This is a genomic window from Spirillospora sp. CA-142024, assembly GCF_050942325.1.
Lineage (GTDB): Bacteria > Actinomycetota > Actinomycetes > Streptosporangiales > Streptosporangiaceae > Spirillospora.
The window spans coordinates 7,190,196-7,214,358 of record NZ_CP192077.1; the positions used below are offsets into that span (position 1 = coordinate 7,190,196).

Genomic DNA, 24,163 nt, shown 5'->3' on the forward strand with positions numbered 1-24,163 from the left:
ACCGCCCATGGATGCGGCCTCAGATGTCGAGGGCTCCCCGAGGATGGCCGTGCTCCCGGCCGCATGGTGTCAGCGCGAGAACGCCATGGCCCTGGACGTCCGTTGCCGGGCCCAGGGCGGCCGGGTCGACCGACGCGCGGGCGGCGACGGTCGTGGCGTGGGCGTTGTCAGGGATGCCGAGGTCCTTCTTGACCTGGAGGTAGCGGGCCAGGAAGGCGTCGCTGTCGTTGTAGTCGACGCCGTCGAAGGCACCGTCGGGGAAGGCATCGATGTGTGGAAGGACGTGGTCGTCCTCGGCGGCGTGGGAGCCGATCTGGTCGTCCGGGTCCTCGATGTCGTAGTAGCGGGCGATCTCGCCCTTCTCGGCGACGCACCAGGCCGTCCAACTGTCGCCACAGCTCGCGCCATACCAGTGGGCGGCGCCGAAGCGGCGGCTCAGTTCGCGGCAGTGGCCCTGGACCGCGGCGGGGTCGAGTTCGTCGTCGTGGGAGTCGAAGGGTTCGCCGAAGACGAGAGTCCAGCCGTCCAGCCGCGGGGTCACGTAGACCCGACGACATGAGCGGTGCTCGCCGCTCCAGGCATGGTGGTCGTGGTTCCAGGCGGACGCGCCCAGCCGCATCGTGACGGTTTCGGGGTCGGACAGGCCGAAAGCGTCCATGACGGCGGGCTGGTCGCCGGTCGGGACGGCGTACCAGGTGCCGCACAGGTGCATGGACTCGGGCGTCTCGGTAGCGAGCTTCACGCGGATCAGCCGGCGGACGAGTGCCCGGTCACGGTCTTCCAGCGCGGACGGGCCGCCGATGGCGGCGAGAGCCTCCAGCGCGGGACGCCGAAGCCGGCCGGCGCCGGAGCGGCGGACGTCGTGAAGGAGAGGGACCACGTCCGGGCCGATCTCCTGGAGAGCCCAGATGACGCGTCGCCGGACGTCGGCGTCCGGGTCGTCCAGGAGGGCGATCAGGCCGGGCACGTACGGCAGGGCGGCCGTGCCCTTGAGCTGCAGGACATAGGCCGTGTTGTCGCGAACCTTCGGGCTCGGATGGCTCAGGCCGGGCACGAACGTGGACAGGTCGTCGATCTCGAGCCCGGAGTGGGCCCAGCCACAGCGGCGCGCCACCTCGGGAGTGGGAGCCGTGGCCATGGCCTCGATCAGCGGGTCGAGCGCGGGACGCCCGATACGCCGCAGCACCATGGCACTGGTGGCCCAGTCGACCGGCGACTCCTCGTCACAGAGGACGTCCAAGACAGGACGCACGGCCGGACCGCCGATGGCAACAAGCGCATCGCCCGCCGCCTTCTGCTCAGGCCCGGCCAGCCGCTCCGCCAGCTTCTCGATCTCCACGCCCAGGATGATCGCACGCCCCGCCGACACACCGGCCGCTGGACTCAGTCGAGGAACTCCTCGGCGGTGTTGACCACGGCCGCGCGTCGGATCCAGCGGTCGAGCTGGTGGATGTCGGTGCAGTTGCTGACGCGTTCACGGACGTCATTGGGCACGGCGATGCCGCGCGCATCCAGCAAGATCAGGAGCGCCCTCACCTTGCCTTCCGCCTCGCCCTTCGCGCGGCCCTCCGCAATGTGGCTCTTTGCGAAGTCCGACTGCCACTCGTAGTTCTTGATGTCCACGGTGTCCTCCAGGATCTTGCGGGCGGCAAAGGACGTCACATCCTCAGCGAAGCGGAGCCGACCGCTGGAATCAGTCGAGGAGTTCCTCGGCGGTGTTGACCACGGCCGCGCGCCGCACCCAACGGTCGAGCTGGTCGGTGTCGGTGCAGCTGACGACACGTTCACGGACGTCATTGGGCACGGCGATACCGCGCGCATCCAGCACGAGAAACACGGACTTCACCTCGCCCTTCGCCTCGCCCTCCGCATGGCCCTCCGCATGGCCCTCCGCACGGCCCTCCGCGCGGCCCCTCGCAATGTGGCTCTTTGCGAAGTCCGACTGCCACTCGTAGTTCTTGATGTCCACGGTGTCCTCCAGGATCTTGCGGGCGGCGTCAGAGAACCGCGTCATCAGATAATCATGGTACAGAGCGCCGGTGTCGCCGCTGAGGCTGCCGAGCGCGGCGGTCACGCTGGTCAGGACGGCTTCCGCATGCGGTCCGTCGGCATGGGCGGGAGCGCCGAGCACCGCCAGTTCGGGGAGCCGCCGGGCCTGCTCCGGGTCGGTGACGGGCGGCAGCATCCCGGGGTGAACTGTGAGGGGCTTGAGCACCCAGCCGGGGTGCCCCATGTCGATCGGGGCGGCGCAGGCTCGCGCGCCGGCCTGGTCGGGGCAGAAGACCAGGAGGATCGCCCCGCACTTGCGGCGCTGCCTCAGCAGGGCCAGGTAGGCCGGCCAGCTGAACAACTTGTCCTTTTTGAACCGAGTCTGGGACTCCACGACGATGCCGTGGGTCGGGGTCTCGGGGTCATCGAGCAGGACTGTGGCGTCGCAGCGCAGTTCGGCCGGGCTCAGCTCGGCATAGGACTCCGAGGTCAGCGTGATACGTCCACCCTCGGGCAGGTTCAGGCCGAAGACGGTCCGCAGGATTGCTGGGACGAGCTGCGGTCGGTTGCGGACCATCTCCAGAGGCAGCTCGTGTTCTGTCGTGGGCATGGATGGAGACTATTGGTAATCGGTTGGCAACGCTGCTCTTTTTCGATTTTTGCCATTCAATGTTCGAGTAGAAATCCGACTATTCGGCGACATTCGGCATAGAAGAACCCGCCTGACGGCCGCGGGGCGGCGGGTGTCAGGCGGGTTCAGGGGAGACGTCAGGTGGGGTCGTAGGCGAGGTTGGGGGCCAGCCAGCGTTCGACTTCGGCCACGGGGAGGTCGCAGCGGCGGGCGTAGTCCTCGATCTGGTCCTTGCCGACGCGGCCGACAGTGAAGTAGCGCGACGACGGGTGGGCGAAGATGAGGCCGCTGACGCTGGCGGCGGGCGCCATCGCGAACGACTCGGTGAGCTTCATGCCGAGGCGGCCCGCGTCCAGGAGGTCGAACAGGGTCTGCTTGAGGCTGTGGTCGGGGCTCGCCGGGTAGCCGAGCGCGGGGCGGATGCCGCGGAAGCGCTCGGCGTGCAGGTCCTCCAGCGCCGGGTCGGCGTCCGGCTCGAACCAGGCGCGGCGGGCCTCCAGGTGCACGTACTCGGCGAACGCCTCGGCGAGCCGGTCCGCCAGGGCCTTCACCATGATCGACTTGTAGTCGTCGTTCTGCTCCTCGAACTTCGCGGCGAGGTCCTCGGCGCCGAGGATCGTCACGGCGAACCCGCCGAGGTGGTCGCCGGACGGGGCGATGTAGTCGGCGAGGCACCGGTTGGGGCGTCCCTCGGGCTTGGACGTCTGCTGCCGCAGCATCGGGAAGCTCCCCGCGCCCGGAAGGACGATGTCGTCGCCGTCGGCGTGGGCGGGCCAGAAGCCGTAGGCGCCGTGGGCCTCGAACGAGCCGTCCGCGACGATCTGGTCGAGCAGCTCGTTGCCTTCGTCGAACAGCTCCCGCGCGACGGGCTGGTCGAGGATCGCCGGGTACTTGCCCTTCAGCTCCCAGGCCAGGAAGAAGAACTGCCAGTCGATCATCTCGCGGATCGCGGCCAGGTCGGGCTGGACGATCCGGACGCCGGTGAAGCCGGGCGTGGGGACGTCGGAGAAGTCGACCTGCTCCCGGTTCGCCCGGGCTTGCTCGATCGTGAGGAGCGGGCGGCGCTGCTTCTTCTCGTGCTGTTCGCGGAGCCTGGCCTGCTCCTCCCGGTTGGCGGTGTCCAGCGCCGTGGCGCGGTCCTCGTCCAGGAGGTCGGAGACGACGCCGACGACCCGGGACGCGTCCAGGACGTGGACGGTCGACGCGTCGTAGGCGGGCGCGATCTTCACGGCGGTGTGCTGCCGGGACGTGGTGGCGCCGCCGATCAGCAGCGGCAGCCGCATCCCGCGCCGCTCCATCTCGGCGGCGACGGAGACCATCTCGTCCAGCGACGGGGTGATCAGGCCGGACAGCCCGATCGCGTCGGCGTTCTCGGCGACCGCGGTGTCGAGGATCTTCGCGGCGGGCACCATCACGCCGAGGTCGACCACGTCGTAGTTGTTGCAGCCGAGGACGACCCCGACGATGTTCTTGCCGATGTCGTGCACGTCGCCCTTGACCGTCGCGAGGACGATCTTGCCCTGGCCGCGGTCCTCCTCGACGCGGCCGGCGCGCAGCGCCTCCTCCTTCTCCTTCTCCATGAAGGGCTCCAGGTAGGCGACCGACCGCTTCATCGCGCGGGCGCTCTTCACCACCTGGGGGAGGAACATCTTTCCGGAGCCGAACAGGTCGCCGACGACCTTCATGCCGTCCATCAGCGGGCCCTCGATGACGTCCAGCGGACGGGCGGCCTGCTGCCGGGCCTCCTCGGTGTCCTCCTCGATGAAGTCGACGATGCCGTGGACGAGGGCGTGCGACAGCCGCTCCGCCACCGGGGCGTTCCGCCAGGACAGGTCGACCTCGCGCTTGGTGCCCTCGCCCTTGACGTTCTCGGCGAACGACACGAGCCGGTCGGTCGCGTCCGGGCGCCGGTCGAACAGCACGTCCTCGACGAGTTCGAGCAGGTCGGCGGGGATGTCCTCGTAGACGGCGAGCTGACCGGCGTTGACGATGCCCATGTCGAGGCCGTTGCGGACGGCGTGGAGCAGGAACGCCGAGTGCATCGCCTCGCGGACGACCTCGTTGCCCCGGAACGAGAAGGACAGGTTGGAGATGCCGCCGCTGGTGCGGGCGCCCGGGCAGCGCTCCTTGATGAGCGGCAACGCGTCGATGAACGCCTTCGCGTATCCGTTGTGCTCGGCGATGCCGGTCGCGACGGCGAGGACGTTCGGGTCGAACACGATGTCCTCGGCGGGGAACCCGGCCTTCCGAGTGAGCAGGTCGTAGGCGCGGCCGCAGATCTCGACCTTGCGCTCGGTCGTGTCGGCCTGGCCCGTCTCGTCGAAGGCCATGACGACGACGCCGGCACCGAAGTCGCGGATGCGGCGGGCCTGCTCAAGGAACGGCTCCTCGCCCTCCTTGAGCGAGATCGAGTTGACGACGCCCTTGCCCTGGACCGTCTTCAGCCCGGCCTCCAGCACGCTCCACCGCGAGCTGTCGACCATGATCGGGATGCGGGCCACCTCGGGCTCGGTCGCGATCAGGTTCAGGAACGTCGTCATCTCCCGCTCGCTGTCGAGCAGGTCGGCGTCCATGTTCACGTCGAGCAGGTTCGCACCGCCGCGCACCTGCTCCAGCGCCACGTCCACCGCCGCCTGGTGGTCGCCCGCCTCGATGAGCTTGCGGAACCGCTTGGAGCCGGTGACGTTCGTCCGCTCGCCGATCATGATGAAGCCGGTGTCGGCGCCGATCTCGAACGGCTCCAGGCCGCTGAACCGGCTGGCCTTCGCGGGCCGCGCGACCTCGCGCGGCGCCGTCCCGCGGACGGCCTCGGCGATCTTGGCGATGTGCGCGGGGCCCGTCCCGCAGCAGCCGCCGACGAGGTTGACCATGCCGGAGGACGCGAACTCGCCGAGCTTGGCGCCCGTCTCGTCCGGGGTCTCGTCGTAGCCGCCGAACGCGTTCGGCAGGCCGGCGTTCGGGTGGGAGGCGGTGTAGGTGCCGGCGATCCGCGCGAGCTCCTCCACGTGCGGGCGGAGCTGGTCGGCGCCGAGCGAGCAGTTCACGCCGACGACGAGCGGCTCGGCGTGCTCGATCGACCGCCAGAACGCCTCGACGGTCTGGCCGGAGAGCGTCCGGCCGGACAGGTCGACGATCGTCACCGAGATCCACAGCGGCAGGTGCGGGGCGACCTCGCGGGCGGCGGCGATCGCGGCCTTCGCGTTCAGCGTGTCGAAGATCGTCTCGATCAGCAGCAGGTCGACGCCGCCCTCGGCGAGACCGGCGATCTGCTCGGCGTAGGTGTCCTTGACCTGGTCGAACGTGACGGCGCGGTAGGCCGGGTCCTCGACCCGCGGGGACAGCGAGAGCGTGACGTTGAGCGGCCCGACGGAGCCGGCCACGAACCGGCCCTCGTACTCGTCGGCGGCCTGCCGGGCGAGGCGGGCGCCCTGCACGTTCATCTCGCGCACCAGGCCCTCAAGGCCGTAGTCGGCCTGGCCGATGCTCGTCGCGGTGAACGTGTTGGTCGTCGTGATGTCGGCGCCGGCGTCGAGGTACTGCCGGTGGACGTCCAGGATCACGTCCGGCCGGGTCAGGTTCAGCAGGTCGGGGTCGCCGGTGACGTCCTTCGGGTGGTCGTCGCCGATGCGGTCGCCGCGGTAGTCCCGGGGGGTGAGGCCCGCGCCTTGGAGCATCGTGCCCCAGGCGCCGTCGAGCACCGCGATCCGCCGCTCAAGAAGTTCGCGCAGATTCGTCTGAGTCATATTTTTCCGAGCACCTCCCAGGTCATGTGGGAGGCGCCCTTGCGGAAGTCGGTGTGGAGGGGGCCGAGCGTGGCGGGCTCTCGCCCGTTGCAGCGCCTCTCGGCCAACATCGAGGTTACCTTCCCCCGATCCGTCGTGTCAGTCGCGTTCCACGATGCGATCAGGGCGAGGTCTGGGGACGCCATTCCTCCTGGTAGGCGGGATGGAACGCGTACGGGAGGGCGAGGAGGCGGAGGACGGTCTCGCGGACGGCCTGGGCGGCTTCGAGTTCCGGTGACCGGTGCCCCTGGCCGAGGATCCACGACTGTTTTTCGTACTCGTCGAGGATCTGGCGGCGGGCCGTCACCTCGTCGAGCGCCCGGGACGGGTTGTGGCGGGAGATGTGCTCGGCGTACGCGTCGTTGTCCACCGTCGCGACATGGGCGGGTTCGTCGGTGTCCGTGCTGACCGTTCCGGAGGGTGTGGCCTTCCAGGGGGTGCCGGAACAGGCGCGGGCGATCCGCTCGTCCTTGTCCAGCCGGGCTCGGAGGAACTCCACCAGATCCATAAGGGCCATCCTGCCCCCTGCGGGAGCGGGATGGCCCCTACGGATTCCCGTCAGGCGGAGCAGTTGCCGGTGGCCGGCCGGCCCGCGAAACGGTCGGCGAGGAACGTCATCGCGTCCGGCTCGCTCCAGAGCATGCCGGTGGCGTGCTCAGCGAGGGTGTAGGTCTTCCACGTCACGTTGGCGCCCTTCGCGCACCACGCCTTGTGAAGGGTGTCGGCCTGCTCGAACGGGATGATCTCGTCGTAGACGGCCTGCGTCTGGAGCACCGGGGCGCTCGGGGCGGTCGAGCCGAGCTTGTTGGCGTCGAGGCGCCGCTGCCACTGCGGCGTGGCCATCGGGTCGCTGGTGGTGTAGTCGCCGATGTGCTTGAACGCGGTCTGGAGCACCGTGGCCGGGCCGTCGAAGCTGACCAGGCACATGTCCTTGGTCTTGTCCATCAGTTCCCGGCCGTTGTCGTTGAGGTACTTGTCCAGGTCGAGCTCGGGGTAGGCGGCGTCGTAGCCGACCGCCGCCATGAACATCAGCGCGACGAACGGGGAGCCGTCCAGGCCCTTGGCGACGGCCCGCAGGTCCGCCGGGACGCCGCCGGCGAACACGCCCTTGACCGTGAGTTCCGGCGCGTAGGTCTTCGCGAGCTCCGCCGCCCAGCCGGCGGTCGTCCCGCCCTGGGAGTAGCCCCAGAGACCGATCGGGCTTCCGCCGAGGCCGGCGTCGGGGAGGCGCTGCGCGGCCCGCGCCACGTTCAGGAGGGCCTTGCCCTGGGAGCCGCCGACCTCGTAGGTGTGCTGGCCGGGCGTGCCGAGACCCTCCATGTCGGTGACGGCGACGGCCCATCCGCGGCTGAGCGCGTCGGCGATGAACAGCTCTTCGTAGTCGATGCCCTGGGTGAGGGTGTAGGACGGGGCGCACGCATCGCCGAGACCGCGCGTCCCCACCGCGTAGGACAGAAGCGGGCGCTTGCCCTGGCCCGTCCACGCCTTGGTGGGGACGAGGACCATGCCCGACACGGCGTTCGGCTGCCCCTCCACGGTCTCCGACCGGTACAGCACCTGCCATGACTTGACGCCCTCGTACGGCGAGTGGCCGATCGGGTCAACGGTGAACGCCGCCGGCCGCGACCGGATGACGTCGCCGGGCCTGCCGTCCGGGAGCGGGGACGGCGGTTTGTAGAACGGGTCCTCGGCGGGAGTCGTGGCGTTCTGCGGAGTGTTCTGCGGGGCCGCGGCGGCCGGGCCCTGGAGAGCGGCCGCCGTCATGGCGATCCCGATGCAGGACGCCACCACGGTGCGCAGGACAAGGCGGACGGTGATGGACATGGCGGGTAACCCTTCGTCATCGCCCTTGCCGCCGGAGTGACGGCCACCCGACCCTAACGTAACTAGACACTTACTCCAATGAGGCCGGGGACGCATCGGAGGCACCCGATTTGTGACCTCCCGACAAAACGGCCCTCACCAGGAGCTCATCTCCGCGACGGAGCCGCGGCCGTGCGTCCCTTCCATGCGCCGCCCCTCCCCGCGCGGTGCCTGCGCGCAGAGTCCAGGGTCATCGCCGCGTACATCAGTGCCACCAGCGGCAGGGCCGGCGCGCGCAGAGGCGACAGGCCGTAGAAGCGGAGCATGGGCGAATAGGTGACCGCCATGAGCATCCAGGCGAGCGCGCCCGCTACGAGCGGGACACCGCTGCGCGCGGCCAGCCCGGCGATCGTCGCGGCGGGCGGGACGGCGTAGAGGAGCAGGAGCCCGAGAACGGTGCCGGCGAGCAGGGCCGGCGAGTACCGGAGCTGGTGGTAGGCGCTGCGGGCGATCATCGTCCAGAGGTCGGCGAGGCGGGGGTAGGGACGGCGGCTGACCACCTCGCGGCCGAGGTCGAGGCGGCAGCGTCCGCCGGCGCGCTTGATGAGGCGCCCCAGGGCCACGTCGTCGATCAGCGCGTCGCGGATCGCGGCGAGGCCGCCCGCTTCGGCGAGCGCACCGCGGCGGACGAGCATGCAGCCGCCGGCCGCCGCCGCGGTGCGCGTCCCGTCCCGGGTGACGCGGCGGAACGGGTAGAGCTGGGCGAAGAAGTACACGAAGGCGGGAACGATCACACGCTCCCAGCGCGTCCGCGTGTTCAGCGTCGCCATCTGCGACACGAGATCCCGGTCATCGGCGATGGCGGCGCTCACCAGTTTCTCCACGACTCCGGGCTCGTAGGCGATGTCGGCGTCGGTGAAGAGGAGGTAGCGGGGTTCGCCCGCCGCCTGCACGCCCTCCGACATCGCCCACACCTTGCCCGCCCACCCCGGCGGGCGTTCTCTCGCGGCGACGACCCGCAGGCGCGAGTTCCCTCCCGCGAGCCGGACGGCCGTCTCGGCGGTGCCGTCGCCGCTCCCGTCGTCGACCAGGACCACCCGGAACACGCCCGGATACTCCTGGGCCAGCAGGGTCGGCAGCGTCTCCGGCAGGACGGCCGCCTCGTCGCGGGCCGGGACCACGGCGGCGACCTCCGGCCACTCGTCCGGTCGTGCCGCCTCGGGGAGCCCGGGACCGGTCCTCCAGAACGCGCCGTGGCCGAAAGCCAGATACAGCCACCCCGCCAGCGCCGCCAAGGCCAGAACACCCACGACCACCACGGACCGCAGCCTCGCAGCCGGTGACTCGTCCGTCCAACACCATGACCGGCTGGTCGAGCAGGTCCGCGCTAAAGTCACGCGGATGGACGAGGTCCTTTGGAAGGCCGCCGCCAAGCTGCGCGGATCCGTCGACGCGGCGCAGTACAAGGACTTCGTTCTCGGGCTCGTCTTCCTCAAGTACGTGTCGGACGGAGCCTTCCTGATTCCGGACGGGGCGCGGTGGACGGATGTCGCCGCGAAGCCAGGGAACCGGGAGGGCTCGCTCGGGGAACGGATCGACTCCGCGATGGGCGCGGTCATGCGGGCGAACCCGTCGCTGGACGGCGTGCTTCCGCAGATCTTCGCCGGGGTCGACCAGCGGCGCCTCGGTGAACTCGTCGATCTGATCGGGGAAGTGGAGTTCGGCGAGAGGTCCGCGCGTGACGTGCTCGGTGAGGTCTACGAATACTTCCTGGAGAAGTTCGCCCGGGCCGAGGGGAAACGCGGGGGCGAGTTCTACACGCCATCGAGCGTGGTCAAGCTCCTGGTCGAGATTCTGGAGCCGTTCAAAGGGCGGGTGTACGACCCGTGCTGCGGTTCCGGCGGAATGTTCGTCCAGGCGGAGAAGTTCGTCCTGAGCCACCGCGGACGGCTGGACGACATCGCGGTGTACGGCCAGGAGGCGAACGAGCGGACGTGGCGGCTGGCCAAAATGAATCTGGCCGTGCACGAGATCGCGGGCGACATCCGGTACGCCGACACGTTCTTCGCGGACGCGCATCCCGGGCTCGCCGCCGATCACATCCTGGCCAACCCGCCGTTCAACATGTCGGACTGGTACCGCGATCCCGGCGACCCGCGCTGGCGGTACGGCGTCCCGCCGGCCGGGAACGCCAATTTCGCCTGGATGCAGCACGTCGTCTCCAAGCTCGGCCCACGCGGGCGCGCCGGTGTGGTGATGGCGAACGGCTCGATGTCGTCCCGGCATTCCGGTGAGGGCGAGATCCGTGCGGCGATGGTCGAGGCGGACCTGGTGTCGTGCGTCGTCGCGCTGCCCGACCGGCTTTTCCGCACCACCCCGATCCCCGCGTGCCTCTGGTTCTTCGACAGGAGCAAGAACACGCCGGGCCGGGTGCTCTTCGTCGACGCCCGGGACATGGGCACGATGACCGACCGCACGGAGCGGATTCTCACGGGCGACGACATCGCGCGAATCGCCGGCGCGTACCGATCCTGGCGCGGCCGAGGCCATTCGGACGTTCCCGGGTTCTGCCATTCCGCGGGCCTGGACGAAATCCGGTCGCATGACCACGTCCTCACGCCCGGCCGCTATGTCGGCGCGATCGAGCCGGACACCGGTGACGAGCCCGCGGCCGACCGGGTCGAGCGGCTCACCAAGGAGCTGTTCACGCATTTCGAGGAGTCGGCGCGCCTTGACCAAGTCGTCCGGGCGGAACTCGGGCGCCTGGATGGCTGACGGACACGTCGCGCTGGGCGAACTCGTGACGTTCTCGAACGGCCGGTCGCACCCGGCCGCGGGCACTGCCTACACCACCTACGGCGCCAACGGTGTCATCGGCGTTTCCGGCGGATTCAACGCCGGGCCCCGCACCACCGTGATCGGACGCGTCGGGACCTACTGCGGCGCCGTCCACTACAGCCCTGACCAATGCTGGGTCACCGACAACGCCATCATCGCCACGGCCAAAGAAGACGTGAATCCCCGCTACGTCTACTACCTCCTCAAGAGGCTCGGCCTGAACCGATATCGCATCGGGTCTGGGCAGCCGCTCCTCACCCACGGGATCCTGAACCGCCTCACCGTGCGCCGCCTGTCCAGGACGGAACAGGACGCGGCGGCGTCCGTTCTCGGGGCCCTCGACGACAAGATCGCCGTGAACGGCCGCATCGCCTCCTGCGGCGACGCGCTGATCCGCGCCCGGTACGAGGAATCGGCGTCCACGTCCCGAATACCGATCGGCGCGCTCGGGGAGCTGGTGCGCTCGAATGTGCCGCCCCACCTCATCGCCCGCGACGAGAACTACATCGCCTTGGAGCACATGCCGAAACGGCACATGTGGCTTTCGGCATGGACCGACGCGTCCGCCGTCACGAGCGCGAAGAAGCGCTTCGCGCCGGGTGATGTGCTCTTCGGCAAGCTTCGCCCCTACTTCCATAAGGTCGGTCTCGCCTTCGTGGACGGCGTCGCGTCCACGGACATCCTCGTCGTCCGTCCGAAAGAACCCGCTCACCGGGGTTGGCTGCTCGCGGCCCTGTCGAGCGACGAAGTCGTCGCGCACGCCTCCGCCATTGGCGACGGCACGCGAATGCCCCGCGCCAGATGGCAGGACGTCGCCGCCTTCGAGGTCCCCTGGCCCGGCGACGACCGAGCCCGGAGATTCGACGAGTTCGCGACCGCGCTGGCACGCCGGGTGGAGGCCGCCACGTCCGAGAGCACGGCCCTCGCGAACCTGCGCGACACCCTCCTTCCGGAACTCCTCCCCTGAGGACGCGGCGGGGGCATCATCGGGGGATGGAGTATCTGCTGAGCAACCGGCAAGTCGAGGCGGGCACGCGGTTCGAGGCGCTCGCGGAACTGTTCGATCCGTGGACGTTCCGCCACCTCGACGACCTCGGCGTCACTTCGGGATGGCGGGTGTGGGAGGTCGGCGCGGGCGCTCCCCCGGTGCCCTCCTGGCTGGCGGAGCGCGTCGGTGACACCGGCCATGTCCTCGCCACCGACATCGACGTGTCGTGGCTCGCGGGCACGCCGGTGGACGTCCGGGAGCACGACATCGTGCGCGACGAACCGCCCGCCGGGCCGTTCGACCTCGTCCACGCGCGGCTCGTGCTGGTGCATCTGGCCGACCGCGACCGGGCGCTCCGGACGATGATCGACAGCCTGCGTCCCGGCGGCGTGCTGTTCGTCGAGGACGCCGACCCCGCGCTGCAGCCGCTGGCCTGTCCCGAAGAGCACGGCCCGGAGGAACGCCTCGCCAACACCGTCCGGCAGGGCTTCCGCAAGCTGCTCGCCGAGCGCGGCGCCGACCTCGCCTACGGCCGCAAGCTCCCCCGGCTGCTGCGCGAGGCGGGCCTGGCCGACGTCCGTGCCGAGGCGTTCTTCCCCATCGGGTCGCCGGCGTGCGGAGTGCTGGAGACCGCGACCATCCTGCAGGTGCGCGACCGGCTCATCGCCGGGGGCCACGCCACCGCCGAAGAGATCGAACGCCTGCTGACCGCGATCGCCTCAGGCCGCCTCGACCTCACCATGGGCCCGCTCATCTCCGCCTGGGGCCGCAAATCCTGATTGCGGCCGGAAACGCCTGATCAATATCGTGGCCGCCGACAGCGTGTAGCTCAGCAGCAGAGCACCGGGCTAGGGACTCGGAGGGCGCGGGGGCGGAACCCGCCACGCTGGCTATGAACGAGGAATTGCGGGCGAATCCCGGGTACGCGGCGGGACAGATGGCCAAGGCGCTGGTGACGGCGCTGACCCACGAGGACGACGAGACACGCCGCCGGGCCGAGGAGCGGCTGGGCCGCTGGGAGCGGGTCGTCGCCGGGATGAAGGACGGGTCGCTGGCCATCGGGTCCCGGACGCCCGTCGCCGGGCTTCCCGCCTGGGTCACGCCCGAGGTGGTGCGGGGCGGGTTCGCGACCGGGGACGCCGCCGCCGGCGGCCCGCTGCTGGAGTACGAGGCGGAGACCGCGCGCCGAGCCGGGATCCCGGCCGACCGGCACTCCCTGTTCGCGCATCACCTGACCGACGCGGGGCTGAGCGAGCTGAACGGGCTGCTCGACGGCGGCCGGTTCGAGGCCGCCGTGCCGGAGGAGGCGGCGCTGCTCGTCGTCGCGTGGCTGCTGCGGGCCGGTGACCGGGTCGCGGCGCTGGACGTCCTGGAGGCCATCGGGCCGTTCGCGGCCCGGCTGCGGTTCCTGCCGAGGCCGGGCCGCGAACGGCCCGGCGACCCGGCGCTCGCCTGCCGGGAGACGGCCGGCGGCGTGCGGAGGCGGCTCGCGGCACGGCGGCCGAACACGGCGGTCGCCACGATGAACGAGGCGCTGTCGGTGTGGAACCCGTTCGCGGACGAGCTGCTGGAGCACTGGCTCGAAACCGTCCGCGACGGGCGCGTCCTCGCGGCCGAGCCCGACGGGTGGCGGGAGCGGGGCGCCGCGCTGCTGGACCGGTACGCCGAGCTGGCCCGGAAGCACACGCTGTGCGGGAAGCATCGGAAGCCGAAGGAGAATCTCGCGATCCTGCGGAAGTCGCTGGAGGAGGTGCTCGCCGGGCGGCGGCCGCCGGGGCTGCTCCAGCACGCCGTCGACTCGATGGTCGCGAAGCGGGGAGCGCCCGGGACGGCCGGGCACACCGCCGTCCGGGAGCAGCAGGCCGCCGACGCCGCTCGGCCGACGCATCACGTGCTGGCACAGGTCGTGGCGGAGCGGCTGGGCTCGGTCCCGCAGGACGACGGCGTGCCGTCGACCGACCCGTTCCTGGCAGCGGTCGCCGTCGGCGGCCGTGAAGTCGAGCTGCCGGCACGGCTTCGGGACGTGGTCGAGAACGCGCTGCAGGCGCCGGTCGGCACGTTGGTCGAGCGCGGGATCGTCCCGTCCGCGGAGGTGCTGGCGGAACTCGTGCCGCAGCTGGTGGCGTCGACGACGGCGCTGTCCTACCCGGATCCCGCGCTGAGAAGGCTGATGACGGCCGTGTCCGGGGCGTTTCGCAACAGGCGGTCGCTGCTGCTTTTCAACCTGGAGCACCAGGTGCGGCTGGACGAGCTGCCGTGGGTGGCGGCGGTGGCGAGGTACCGGCGGGCGGACGAGGCCGCGCAGGCCAACGCGCAAACCGTTCTGGTGCAGCTCGCTGAACTGACCCTGGACGGCTTCCCCGGGACCATCGTTCCCAACCCGATGGTCAGCGCGCTGGGCGCGCTGGCCGAGCGCGCCGGCGTGCGCGTGCCGTTCGTGGAGGAACTGGCTGCCGACATCTTCATGGGCACGTTCTCGCCGAAGTTCCTGAGGGCGGCGCAGCTCGCGGGTGAAGTGCTGGAGGGCTCGCTGTACGAGCGGTACTACGGCATCGACTACGCAGCCGTCCGGACGCTCAAGGACGGGTTCGCCGACATCTGCAAGGACCGCGCCGGAGACCGCACAGGGGCGTCGTGGGTCGCCGCCAACGGCACGGTGATCGAGCAGGCGCAGATCCTCACCACGCACAACCTGGCCGCGCTCGTCCACCCGGTCGGGGTCGATCCGGCGGAGGGCTGGGGCGACCTCGCCCGGCGCGCGTTCGGCGTCGCGTGCCGGCTCATGCGGCAGGTGGAGGGAAACCCGCGTCCGCTGAGGGCCGTCAAGGACGCCGCCTACGCGTGGCGGCAGGCCGTCTTCTACCTGGCGCTGTGCGGAGTGAAGGAGCAGGTCGCCGTCGTCGCATGGATGCAGGACGAACTCGACCGGCAGCCGTCCCATGTCGTCCGGCGGCTCGATCCCGTGCTGGCGGGACTCCGGCACGTCCTGACCGGCGGGAGCCTCGACGACGGGACGCCGCCGCAGGGCCGCCGGTTCCTCGGCTGGCACGCGGGCGGCCACTGGATGCTCTGAACATCCGCGGCAGGCGCCGGGAACCGGCCCCCGGATCCGGGCGATCTAACTCGCATGCTGCGATCTCGCCTGGGCCCGATGACGAGCCGTCCTCGCCTGCTGTGGGGCGGTGCCCTGCTGGCGATCCTGCTGGTCGTCGTCGTCGCGGTGAAGGCGTGCGGCGGGACGGGCGAGGAGGCGCTGCCGGACGGCGAGAAGCAGCCGGCGCCGGTCGCGTTCGGCGAGAAACCGCTGTGGGACGAGCGGAAGCCAGGCATGGAACGTGTCGCCGGGGTCGAGTTGCTCGGTGATGTCGCCGTTGTCGCCGGGGATGTGCGGCTCGGCGGCGCCCGGCTCGCCGTCGTCGATTCGCGGACCGGGGCACCGCGCTGGGTCGTCGACGCCGGTTACCCGCTCAAGGGCGGTAAGGGGGCCACCGCTCATCCGGGGCCCGGCTACAAGGCAGAGCAATTGCGCGGTGTGACGGGGAAGCCGGTCGTGTACGGCCAGGGGAGCGATTGGACGGTCCTCGTCCAGTACACGAAGGGCGGTCAGGGCCGCAAGACCGAGACGGGGGTCGCCGCACTTTCCGGAAAGGACGGTTCCGTCCGCTGGAAGCAGGCGCTGATCCGTCCACGCTCCGGCGACGACGGCGACGAAGACCGCGACAAGAAGGTGAGACTCCTGGCCGCGGACGGGCGCGTCCTGCTCACGAGCGTGGAATCGAAGGACGGCCTCGACCCGAAGACCATCGCGCTCGATCCGGCCACCGGCCGGAAGCTGTGGGAGAACGCGGACGGCTGGGCCTACCGGGTCTCAGGGGATGTCGTCCTCGGGGAGACGCGTGGCGGCGAGGCACCGTCGACTTGGGGCGAGCAGCGCAGGGACACGGACGTCTTCGCCCTGGACGTGCGGACCGGCCAGAGGCGCTGGACCCTGGACGGGCGTTTCGACGCCTCCCACTTGCAGGCCGTCGCCGGAAGGACCGCCGCCGTCACGGTGCGCGAGACGGCTCCGGGCCGGACGTACGCCGACGAACGCACCGTGCTCGCCGACGTCGCCACAGGCAAGGTCGTGAAGGGTCCGCGAGAGTCCGGGACGTCCGACCTCTACGGCTGCGCCGACGACGGCGCGACACTGATCGCCTGCTCGGGCCTGTCCGGGCGGCTGGTGACGATCCGCACAGGAGGTCGCGGGCGGCTCGTCGCCGCGAAGAAGCAGCCGTTCGGCGACACGATGGCCAGCGTGGTGATGGTCTGGAAGGACCGCATCTTCATCGAGGGATCGTCCAGCGACGGTAAGCCCGAGCGGCACGCCGTCGTCGATCGGGCCGCGAACCGGCTGGGGTCCGGGCCGCCCGGCGAGATCGTCGCCATGTCGGAGGGCGCGGCGGCGTTCCGTGTGAGGCGGGCCGGCTCGACCTCGTCCACCCCGGACGGCATCGTCATGCGCGCGGCGGCCGCCGGCGCCGAACCGTCCGAGCCGACCCCGCCGGCCAGGCCGACCCTCCGGCCACCACGGATCGACGCGGCGCCGCTGTGGACCGCCGGTGCGGGACCGGCACCCGCGCGGCCGCCCGTCAAGGACACCGGGCTGGGCTCGGTGATCAGCACCGAACAGGCCGGCGACGTGCTCGTCTACACCGGCAGGGAACGCAAGGACGACCACGTCACCAGGCAGGTCGTCGCCGACGTGCGGACCGGCGAGGTGCGCTGGTCGGTCAGAAAGGGCGGGTCGCTCGGCGACGGCGTCAAGGCGGATTTCGTCGGCGTCCCCCACATTGTCGGCAAGGGCGCCGAAGCGCTGTCGCTCGTGGGTTACGAAGGACCTGGAAACGAGTACGGCATCGCGGCGCTCTCGCTGAAGGACGGCCGCCTCCGCTGGAAGAAACAGGTTCTGTCCGGGGACGGCTACGTGCTCTTGGAAGAAGCCGACGACGACACGTTCACGGTCCAGGCGTCGCACGGCGCGCAGGACGAGATGGTCGTGTACGCGACCGGGTCCCGGCGGGAGCTGTGGCGCAAGCGCGGCGTGGAGACCGCGAGCATCGGCGGTGGCCTCGTCCTGGCCACCAAGACCGATCAGGGCGACGACTGGACCGTCAAGCATCTCGACCTCATCGCCTACGGAGCCTCGGACGGAAAGCGCCGGTGGAACCTCGCGGGGCGCTACCGCGATCCCCGACTCCTCCACGACGAGGGCGGCAAGACCGTCGTGATCGGGACGGCCGAGGGCGGGGTCGTCCTCGACCGGGCCACCGGTCGCGAGCTGGCCGGGACGAGCGCGCCGCTCGTCCGCTGCGACGGGGACACCGACGAGCTGATCGTCTGCCAGGCGGGCGCCGCCACCGGGCTCGACCCCGGCCGGCGCGCGGTGACGATCCGGACCGGCGGCGGCGTCACGAAGATCCACGATCTGCTGGAGACCGGCACGCTCACCCGCTACGGGGCGATCGGGGCCTGGTTCTTCGCCGTCCGGGAGCCCGCCGTCCAGGGCGGGGCCGCCCAGTACCTCGCCCTGGACGGCGAGGGCCGGCAGATCGCCGCGAACCTTCCGGGCCGGCCGGTGGGAATCGAGGGCGGATACGCCGTCCTCATGCCGTTCGACCAGGTCCGTGACGCCCTCGGCGAGGGCGCGCCGGGCTTCACCGTGCACCGCATCCAGGGGTGAAGTCGCAGGTCGTGGCGGATCTTGGACGATAGGTGACCCGACACAGGTCACAGCAGGGTCCTTGCATGCGCGCAAGCGTTGGTGACTGGTCGGCGAGGGGTGCGTCAGAGTGTGTGTTGTTTCACTTCCACGTCCGAAATCGACCAGGCCGAAGAACACATGTTCGCTTACAGTGCGACACGGAGACGTGAAACCAACGACGCCATGAACGCATCAGACGCGTGGTCCGGGGCGCCCGTGCTGGTCCCCCCGCCCGCTCCCTCGCTGGAAATCGGAATCCCGTCCGCCTGGAACAACGGCAAGTCGTCCGGGCGCCTCATCGGCGAGATCGACCTCGCCGCCACGCCGCCCGCCGTGCGGCTCGCCCGGTCCTACGTCCGGGAGCTGGTCGGCCAGTACTTCGGCGCCGACCGCTCCGAGCTCGGCGACCTCGAACTGCTGACCAGCGAGGCCATGACGAACTCGGTGGTGCACGCGCGGCCCCGGCGGGACGGGACGATCACGCTGTCGGTCCTGCACGTCGACCGGTACGTCCGCGTCGAGGTCACCGACGGGGGCGCCGCCCCGGGTCCGCCGCGGCCGGTGGACGAGCAGCTCCCGGTCGGGGGGCGCGGGCTCGTCCTGATGAAGGCGCTCGCCACCGACTTCGGCACCTGCCGCGGAAAGAACGGCGCGTCCACCTTCTGGTTCGGGGTGGGCGTCCGGGAGGGGTGGCGGCTGCCGTGACATCCGGGTCGACGCTGAGCCTAGGGGCCGAGACGCCCCCGCCCGGGGCCGGACGCCGCCCGTCCGCCAGCGTCGCCCGAATGTGCAACTACTTCCTCGGCGGCAAGGACAACTACGCCGCGGACCGCGAGTTCGCCGAGCGGGTCCTGCGCAGCTGTCCGATCGTGCCGCGGCTCGTCCAGGCGAACAGGGGCTTCCTGGACCACGCCGCCGCGCTGCTCGCCGGGGACGCCGGCCTCCGGCAGTTCGTCGACATCGGCTGCGGACTGCCGGCGGACGACAACCTGGGCGACATCGTCCGGCGGACCGACCCGTCCTGCCGCGTCGCCTACGTCGACAACGACGTGATGGTGGTCGCGCACGCGCGGGCGCTGCTCGCCGTCGACGGGGACATGGGCGCCTTCGCCGGGGACGTCCGCGACCCCGGCGCGCTGCTCGGCGATCCCGGGCTGCGGCGGCTGATCGACTTCGGCGAGCCCGCCGCGGTGTTCCTCCTCGGTGTGCTGGACTTCATCGCCGACGAGGACGACCCGCGCGGCATCGTGGACGCGCTGGCCGCCGGGCTCGCCCCCGGCAGCCATGTGGTGATCACCCATGCGGAGCGGTCGCCGGCGCTGGACCCGATCTCCGGGCCGCGGCAGCCGGTCGACACGCCCTTCCGGCCGCGGAGCGAGGACGAGATCGCCGGGATCTGCCGGAGCCTCCGGATGATCGACCCCTATCCCGCCCGGCTGCCGCTCCCCCGCACCGCCGACGTCACCGCCCCGCTGCCGCTCGTCGGCTGCATCGGGCGCGTACCGGAGTGACCGGTGGCCATGGCTTCCGTGACGCTGCCCTCCGGCCGGCTCACCGCGAACGGTGACAGGACGGGCACATCTCCGGATCGCCCGAGCCGGGCGCCCGGCGCTTCGCTACGATCGAAGCGTCAACAAGTGCCACATCTAGGGCGAGTGATGACAACGGACGGTGAGCCGAAGTCTCTCTCCGACATCACCAAGGACATGGGACTCAACATGTCCGACGTGGCGGCCTTCTCAGGGCTCGACGAGAGCACGATCTTCCGGCTGTGGGACAACGCGGAATGGCTCGACCGGGTCAGCGGGCGGTCGCTGCAGAGCCTCATGTCGTCCGTCCCGGGAATCGCCGAGTACTCGATGGCGCACGCCGTCCGGAAGAGGCGCAACGGGCTGGTCAGCGACCTGAACGGCGAAGGGCTCACCGTCAACCTCGACGCCCTGGAGCGTTCGGCCGTCGCGCAGCAGCATCTGCTGAACGCCCTGGAGGCGGCGCTCTACATCATGCGCGGCCAGGCGACGCAGAAGACGTCCTCGTTCATCGCCCGTTTCTGGGGACGCGAGCAGGACACCGCGCTTGAGGCGCTCTACTCCGTCGAGGCCGGCCAGGGCCTCCTGAAAGACCCGCAGAAACTCTTCGACTCGTCCGTCGAACTGGCCCCCCGCCTGAACCGCAAGACCTACTCGTTCCACTCGATCCTGGCGCTCAACATCCTGACGCACCAGGTCAGCAAGGTCACCGGGTCGCTGGAGGCGGACCTCGGCTTCGAGGTCCCCGGACGGCAGACCGCGTTCATGATGCGCGGCGTCGTGATGGGCTCGCTGATCAGCTCGAACGACGTCGAGCTGGCGGAGCGCTACCGCCAGGAACTCGACGCGACGCCCGTGTACGCCGCCCTTGAGGAATGGGCGTTCCCCACCTACACCAGAGACGGCCGGATCAGCAGCGACTTCACCCTCCCGAGCTCCCTTTCGCTGCGCAACACGGCCACCGAGGTGCTGCGCGAGATCGCGGCCTACAACGACGCCTACCTGTACTACCTGGTGTCGACGTACATTCCGCTGGCGCTCAAACGCGACCCCGCGTTCGGCGGGAAGATCACCGAGTTGGTGCAGGCGCTGGAACTGCGCGTCACCGACTGCCGGGACAGAAGGATCAGACAGACCTGCAACACGCTGGTGCGGCGGCTCAAGGGCAACGCCTGAACCAGGTTTTTTCGAAGAATGGGGAGCCGGTGGAGGACACGGCGCAAGCCATCGCCAATCTGACCCGTGAGCGGTGGGAGGCGAACGCGCAGTACTGGGTCAAGGTCATCAGGGAGCGCCGCGACCGGTACCGCACCGAACTGACCGACGCCGCGGTCCTCGACGCCGTCGGGCCCTGCGCGGGCCTGCGCGTCCTGGACGCGGGCTGCGGCGAGGGCTACCTGTCCCGCACGCTCGCCTCCATGGGGGCGGACGTGACGGGGGTGGACGCGGCGCAGGGGCTGATCGACGCGGCGTCGTCCCATCCCTCGCCCGAGGGAACGGCCACGTTCACCCGCGCCAGCGTCGAGGACCTGCCGCTGGACGACGCGCAGTTCGACCTGGTCCTCTGCAACCACCTGTTCAGCCACCTGCAGGACCCGACCCGCGCCATCGGCGAGTTCGCCCGCGTGCTGAAGAGCGGCGGGCGGCTGATCCTGCTCACCCTGCACCCCTGCTTCTACGTGGAGAACGCCGAGCAGGGCGCGTCGAACAGCGTCCCGGCGTCGCAGTACTTCGCCTCGCGCGGGATCGATCAGCGGTTCCTGGTGGACGGCCTGGAATCCCCTTCGATGATCACAAGCTGGCTCCGGCCGCTGGAGTACTACGCTGGAACGCTCCGAGACGCCGGATTCGTCATCGCGGACCTGCGCGAACCGCACCCGACCGATGAGCAGCTCCGGGACGATCCGTGGTGGCGCAAGGGCTTCCCCACGGCCATGTTCATGCTCCTGATCGCGGAGCGCCGTTAGGGTCGTCCGCATGGACGACGTCCCGGCGGAACTGGCAGGGCACCCGGACAGGCTCCGGTGGAACGCCAAGTACGAGGGCGCCTCCGGGCTGTCGGCGGCCCATCCGCTGGCGGAGCGCTCGCTGTCGCTGGAGATCCCGGACGGCGCGGCGCTCGATCTCGCGTCCGGGCCGTCCGGCAGCGCCCTGCTGACGGCCCAGACGGGGCGTCATGTGACGGCGGTGGACATCTCCGAGACCGCCCTGCGGCGGCTCGGCGCCGAGGCCCGGCGCCGCGGACTCGAAGAGCTGATCACTATCGTCCAGGCCGATCTCGGCGCCTGGCGGCCGGACCCGGCCGGATACGCGTTCGTCCTGTGCACCGGCTTCTGGGATCGCGCCGTGTTCGAGCGCACGGCCGGGGCCGTCCTGCCCGGTGGCCTGCTCGCCTGGGAGGCGTTCACGGAGGAGGCCCGGCGGGACCGGCCGCATCTGCCCGCCGCGTGGTGCCTCGGCGCGGGGGAGCCCGCTTCCCTCCTGCCGGACGGTTTCACCGTCCTGGAACAGGCCGACGACGCCGGCAAGCGGCGCTTCCTCGCCCGTTCGGGAGGCTAGCCGAGGTCGACCACGACGGGCGCGTGGTCGGACGGCCCCTTGCCCTTGCGGGCCTCCCGGTCGACATAGGCCGAACCGACCCGCCGAGCGACGTCCTCGGTCGCGTAGAACAGGTCGATGCGCATGCCCATGTTCTTGTGGAACATCCCAGCGCGATAGTCCCAGTACGTGTAAGGGTGGGGGCCCTTCATGGGGGTCGGGACGACGTCGTGCAGGCCGAGGTCGCGGAGTTCGGCGAGCGCCTGCCGTTCGGCGGGTGTGACGTGGGTGGAGCCGATGAACACGGCCGGGTCCCAGACGTCCTCGTCCGTCGGGGCGACGTTGTAGTCGCCGCACGCGACGAGCGGTGTCCCGCCGGCCATTTCGGCGGCGAGCGCCTCGCGGAGGGCCGCGAACCACGCGAGCTTGTAGGCGTAGTGCGCCGAATCCGGTGTGCGGCCGTTCGGCGCGTACAGCGACCAGACCCGGATCCCGCCGCACGTGGCGCCGAGCGCGCGGGCCTCCGGCGCGAGCGGGACGGGCTCGGACAGCTTCAACTGCTCTTCCGCCTCGCCCTCGTAGGCGGGCTCGCCCGGGAAACCCTCGGAGACGTCCTCGATGCCGACCCTGGAAAGGACGGCCACGCCGTTCCACCGCCCGTCCCCGCGCGCGGCGGTCTCGTAGCCGAGTTCCTCCACTTCGGCGGCCGGGAACTGGTCGGCGCGGCACTTGGTCTCCTGGAGGCAGACGACGTCCGGCCTCGTCTCGTCCAGCCAGGAGAGAAGGCGCGGAAGGCGTGCCTTGACCGAGTTGACATTCCATGTCGCAAGGCGCATCCCCCCAGCCTGCCACCGCATCGGGCGTGGGGGCGTGAGAAGGGGTGGCAGGCGGCGTTATCCTGGCGGCTTCCCCTGTCCCCTGCCAGACGGCTCCGCCTCTTGCGCGTGACCGGTAGATTGCGGGTCGGCCTCCTTTACACGGTTTTCACGCTGTGCTTAGCCCGGCCCTGGAAGGGTGGTCACGTTCGTGGTGTCGTCGAACCCGGAGCAAGTGAGGAAATATGTCCGAGGATGACAAGCCCCGGGGCAAGCCGGCGGTCAAGGCGAAGGCGAAGATCCCGAACGCCCAGAACATCCGCAGCCCCGAGTTCACCCCGCACGGGATCAGCGCCGGCCGCGGCAGCGGGCTGAACCGGCCGTCCGCGCTGACCGCCAAGGAGGCGAAGAAGCGCCGGATGATGATGATCGCCGGGATCGTCGTCGCCGCGCTGGCGATCTCCGGCGGCGTGTACTGGTGGGTCAACCGGCCCGACCCCGAGGTCAAGGTGACCGGCAAGTTCGCGGCCGAGCCCAAGGTCGAGATCCCGACCAAGCTGGAGCCGACCAAGACGCTCAAGGTGACCACGCCGATCAAGGGCACCGGTCCCGCCGCCGCCGACGGCGACACCGTCTACGTCCAGTTCGCCACCTACAAGTGGTCGAAGGACAAGGACGAGGACAACTCGCGGGTGAAGAGCTCCAGCGAGAAGGTCCGCTCGTCGTACGAGGAGGGCCAGCAGAACCCGCAGGGCGGCGGCCCCATGCACCTCGTCGTCGGCAAGAGCGGGCTGAAGGACATCGACAAGAGCCTGGTCGGCAAGACCGCCGGCAGCCGGCTCGTCCTGCAGCTCCCGCCGTCCAAGGAGCTCACCCAGCTGAGCCCGCAGCAGATCTCCGCCAAGGACGCGATCCTTTTCGTCATGGACGTCCAGGCCGTCGTCCCGAAGAGCCAGCAGCCGCAGGGCACCGCGCAGAAGCTGGACGACAAGACGCTGCCCAAGGTCGAGGACAAGGGCGCCGGCAAGGAGCCGAAGGTGACGATCCCGGGCAAGGACGCGCCCGGCAAGCTGCAGGTCAAGACCCTCGTCCAGGGCAACGGACCGGCGCTGGCCAAGGGCGACGAGGCCGTCGTCAACTACACCGGCAAGATCTGGAAGTCCGGTGACAAGTTCGACTCCAGCTGGGACAGCAAGCAGCCGGCCACCTTCCCGATCGGCACCGGCCAGACCATTCCCGGCTTCGACAAGGGCCTGACAGGCGCGAAGGTCGGCAGCCGGGTCCTGCTCGTGCTGCCGCCGGACGAGGGGTACGGCAAGAAGGGCAGCCCGCCCAAGATCAAGGGCGACGACACCCTGGTGTTCGTCGTGGACATCCTCGCCAAGGTCTACAAGTGAGCTGACCGCGGCGGAGCCGCGCGAGCGGCGGGCACCCGGCCGGGTGCCCGCCGCTCGGCGTTCTCCGGAAAACGGGGTTGCGACTTCCGTCACGACAACCGGAGAGGCGG

General features: G+C 70.6%; 19 protein-coding genes and 1 tRNA gene. 12 read left to right on the plus strand and 8 right to left on the minus strand.

The annotated features are described in order from the left end of the window. Positions 1-19 precede the first annotated feature (19 nt). The 7 genes from ACQPZP_RS33960 to ACQPZP_RS33990 form a co-directional block, all read right to left on the minus strand. Entirely contained in the window at positions 20-1,339 is a 1,320-nt protein-coding gene (locus ACQPZP_RS33960; protein ID WP_433473776.1) for a HEAT repeat domain-containing protein, read from the minus strand. 44 nt (positions 1,340-1,383) lie between these two features. Beyond that, the gene (locus ACQPZP_RS33965; RefSeq protein ID WP_433473777.1) at positions 1,384-1,662 is read right to left on the minus strand and encodes a hypothetical protein; all 279 of its coding nucleotides are present in this window, start codon (positions 1,660-1,662) and stop codon (positions 1,384-1,386) included. 31 nt (positions 1,663-1,693) lie between these two features. Continuing rightward, on the minus strand, positions 1,694-2,599 hold the full coding sequence (locus ACQPZP_RS33970; protein WP_433473778.1) for a hypothetical protein: 906 nt from the start codon (positions 2,597-2,599) through the stop codon (positions 1,694-1,696). 158 nt (positions 2,600-2,757) lie between these two features. Continuing rightward, the gene (gene metH, locus ACQPZP_RS33975; RefSeq protein WP_433473779.1) at positions 2,758-6,363 is read right to left on the minus strand and encodes a methionine synthase; all 3,606 of its coding nucleotides are present in this window, start codon (positions 6,361-6,363) and stop codon (positions 2,758-2,760) included. Between the two features lie 160 nt (positions 6,364-6,523). Beyond that, complete coding sequence (locus ACQPZP_RS33980; protein WP_433473780.1) at positions 6,524-6,910, minus strand: DUF6221 family protein; 387 nt, start codon at positions 6,908-6,910, stop codon at positions 6,524-6,526. A 50-nt stretch (positions 6,911-6,960) separates the two neighbouring features. Further along, positions 6,961-8,226, minus strand: a complete 1,266-nt coding sequence (locus ACQPZP_RS33985) for a lipase family protein (RefSeq protein WP_433473781.1) — start codon at positions 8,224-8,226, stop codon at positions 6,961-6,963. A 146-nt stretch (positions 8,227-8,372) separates the two neighbouring features. Continuing rightward, the gene (locus ACQPZP_RS33990) at positions 8,373-9,524 is read right to left on the minus strand and encodes a glycosyltransferase (protein WP_433473782.1); all 1,152 of its coding nucleotides are present in this window, start codon (positions 9,522-9,524) and stop codon (positions 8,373-8,375) included. Between the two features lie 82 nt (positions 9,525-9,606). Here ACQPZP_RS33990 and ACQPZP_RS33995 point away from each other — a divergent pair, with 82 nt between their 5' ends. The 11 genes from ACQPZP_RS33995 (at position 9,607) to ACQPZP_RS34045 (ending at position 21,862) form a co-directional block, all read left to right on the plus strand. Further along, positions 9,607-10,980: an N-6 DNA methylase gene (locus tag ACQPZP_RS33995; RefSeq protein ID WP_433473783.1), complete on the plus strand. Its 1,374-nt coding sequence runs from the start codon at positions 9,607-9,609 to the stop codon at positions 10,978-10,980. Further along, the gene (locus ACQPZP_RS34000) at positions 10,973-12,010 is read left to right on the plus strand and encodes a hypothetical protein (protein ID WP_433473784.1); all 1,038 of its coding nucleotides are present in this window, start codon (positions 10,973-10,975) and stop codon (positions 12,008-12,010) included. Before ACQPZP_RS33995 ends, ACQPZP_RS34000 begins: the two co-directional genes overlap by 8 nt. 26 nt (positions 12,011-12,036) lie before the next feature. Beyond that, the gene (locus tag ACQPZP_RS34005) at positions 12,037-12,810 is read left to right on the plus strand and encodes a class I SAM-dependent methyltransferase (RefSeq protein ID WP_433473785.1); all 774 of its coding nucleotides are present in this window, start codon (positions 12,037-12,039) and stop codon (positions 12,808-12,810) included. Between the two features lie 39 nt (positions 12,811-12,849). Further along, a tRNA-Pro gene (locus ACQPZP_RS34010) sits at positions 12,850-12,921 on the plus strand. Between the two features lie 2 nt (positions 12,922-12,923). Next, a complete protein-coding gene (locus ACQPZP_RS34015; RefSeq protein ID WP_433473786.1) occupies positions 12,924-15,104 on the plus strand; it encodes a transcriptional regulator in 2,181 nt (726 codons plus the stop codon). Between the two features lie 78 nt (positions 15,105-15,182). Next, positions 15,183-17,753 (plus strand): PQQ-binding-like beta-propeller repeat protein, encoded by a 2,571-nt coding sequence (locus ACQPZP_RS34020; protein WP_433473787.1) that lies wholly within the window; start codon positions 15,183-15,185, stop codon positions 17,751-17,753. Between the two features lie 204 nt (positions 17,754-17,957). Continuing rightward, entirely contained in the window at positions 17,958-18,479 is a 522-nt protein-coding gene (locus tag ACQPZP_RS34025) for an ATP-binding protein (RefSeq protein WP_433473788.1), read from the plus strand. Next, a complete protein-coding gene (locus ACQPZP_RS34030; protein ID WP_433473789.1) occupies positions 18,476-19,285 on the plus strand; it encodes an SAM-dependent methyltransferase in 810 nt (269 codons plus the stop codon). The genes ACQPZP_RS34025 and ACQPZP_RS34030 overlap by 4 nt, the downstream gene beginning before the upstream one ends. Positions 19,286-19,432: 147 nt before the next feature. Next, positions 19,433-20,479 carry a hypothetical protein gene (locus tag ACQPZP_RS34035; protein ID WP_433473790.1) on the plus strand — a complete coding sequence of 349 codons (1,047 nt, stop codon included), beginning with the start codon at positions 19,433-19,435 and terminating at the stop codon, positions 20,477-20,479. Between the two features lie 29 nt (positions 20,480-20,508). Continuing rightward, entirely contained in the window at positions 20,509-21,270 is a 762-nt protein-coding gene (locus ACQPZP_RS34040; RefSeq protein ID WP_433473791.1) for a class I SAM-dependent methyltransferase, read from the plus strand. A gap of 10 nt (positions 21,271-21,280) precedes the next feature. Continuing rightward, the gene (locus ACQPZP_RS34045; RefSeq protein WP_433473792.1) at positions 21,281-21,862 is read left to right on the plus strand and encodes a class I SAM-dependent methyltransferase; all 582 of its coding nucleotides are present in this window, start codon (positions 21,281-21,283) and stop codon (positions 21,860-21,862) included. Here ACQPZP_RS34045 and ACQPZP_RS34050 read toward each other — a convergent pair. Continuing rightward, a complete protein-coding gene (locus ACQPZP_RS34050) occupies positions 21,859-22,677 on the minus strand; it encodes an exodeoxyribonuclease III (protein WP_433473793.1) in 819 nt (272 codons plus the stop codon). The two genes, ACQPZP_RS34045 and ACQPZP_RS34050, sit on opposite strands and share 4 nt — an antisense overlap. Before the next feature lie 224 nt (positions 22,678-22,901). Between ACQPZP_RS34050 and ACQPZP_RS34055 the strand changes: the two genes are divergently transcribed. After that, a complete protein-coding gene (locus tag ACQPZP_RS34055; protein ID WP_433473794.1) occupies positions 22,902-24,053 on the plus strand; it encodes an FKBP-type peptidyl-prolyl cis-trans isomerase in 1,152 nt (383 codons plus the stop codon). The last annotated feature ends 110 nt before the right edge of the window (positions 24,054-24,163 follow it).

Bases quoted from the DNA above. Each gene is read 5' to 3' on its own strand.
- ACQPZP_RS34035 (WP_433473790.1), top strand. From the start codon at position 19,433: ATGACAACGGACGGTGAGCCGAAGTCTCTCTCCGACATCACCAAGGAC.
- ACQPZP_RS34025 (WP_433473788.1), top strand. From the start codon at position 17,958: ATGAACGCATCAGACGCGTGGTCCGGGGCGCCCGTGCTGGTCCCCCCG.
- ACQPZP_RS33970 (WP_433473778.1), bottom strand. From the start codon at position 2,599: ATGCCCACGACAGAACACGAGCTGCCTCTGGAGATGGTCCGCAACCGA.
- ACQPZP_RS34050 (WP_433473793.1), bottom strand. From the start codon at position 22,677: ATGCGCCTTGCGACATGGAATGTCAACTCGGTCAAGGCACGCCTTCCG.
- ACQPZP_RS34000 (WP_433473784.1), top strand. From the start codon at position 10,973: ATGGCTGACGGACACGTCGCGCTGGGCGAACTCGTGACGTTCTCGAAC.
- ACQPZP_RS33980 (WP_433473780.1), bottom strand. From the start codon at position 6,910: ATGGATCTGGTGGAGTTCCTCCGAGCCCGGCTGGACAAGGACGAGCGG.
- ACQPZP_RS34005 (WP_433473785.1), top strand. From the start codon at position 12,037: ATGGAGTATCTGCTGAGCAACCGGCAAGTCGAGGCGGGCACGCGGTTC.
- metH (WP_433473779.1), bottom strand. From the start codon at position 6,363: ATGACTCAGACGAATCTGCGCGAACTTCTTGAGCGGCGGATCGCGGTG.
- ACQPZP_RS34020 (WP_433473787.1), top strand. From the start codon at position 15,183: ATGACGAGCCGTCCTCGCCTGCTGTGGGGCGGTGCCCTGCTGGCGATC.
- ACQPZP_RS33985 (WP_433473781.1), bottom strand. From the start codon at position 8,226: ATGTCCATCACCGTCCGCCTTGTCCTGCGCACCGTGGTGGCGTCCTGC.
- ACQPZP_RS34045 (WP_433473792.1), top strand. From the start codon at position 21,281: ATGGACGACGTCCCGGCGGAACTGGCAGGGCACCCGGACAGGCTCCGG.
- ACQPZP_RS34015 (WP_433473786.1), top strand. From the start codon at position 12,924: ATGAACGAGGAATTGCGGGCGAATCCCGGGTACGCGGCGGGACAGATG.
- ACQPZP_RS33995 (WP_433473783.1), top strand. From the start codon at position 9,607: ATGGACGAGGTCCTTTGGAAGGCCGCCGCCAAGCTGCGCGGATCCGTC.
- ACQPZP_RS34055 (WP_433473794.1), top strand. From the start codon at position 22,902: ATGTCCGAGGATGACAAGCCCCGGGGCAAGCCGGCGGTCAAGGCGAAG.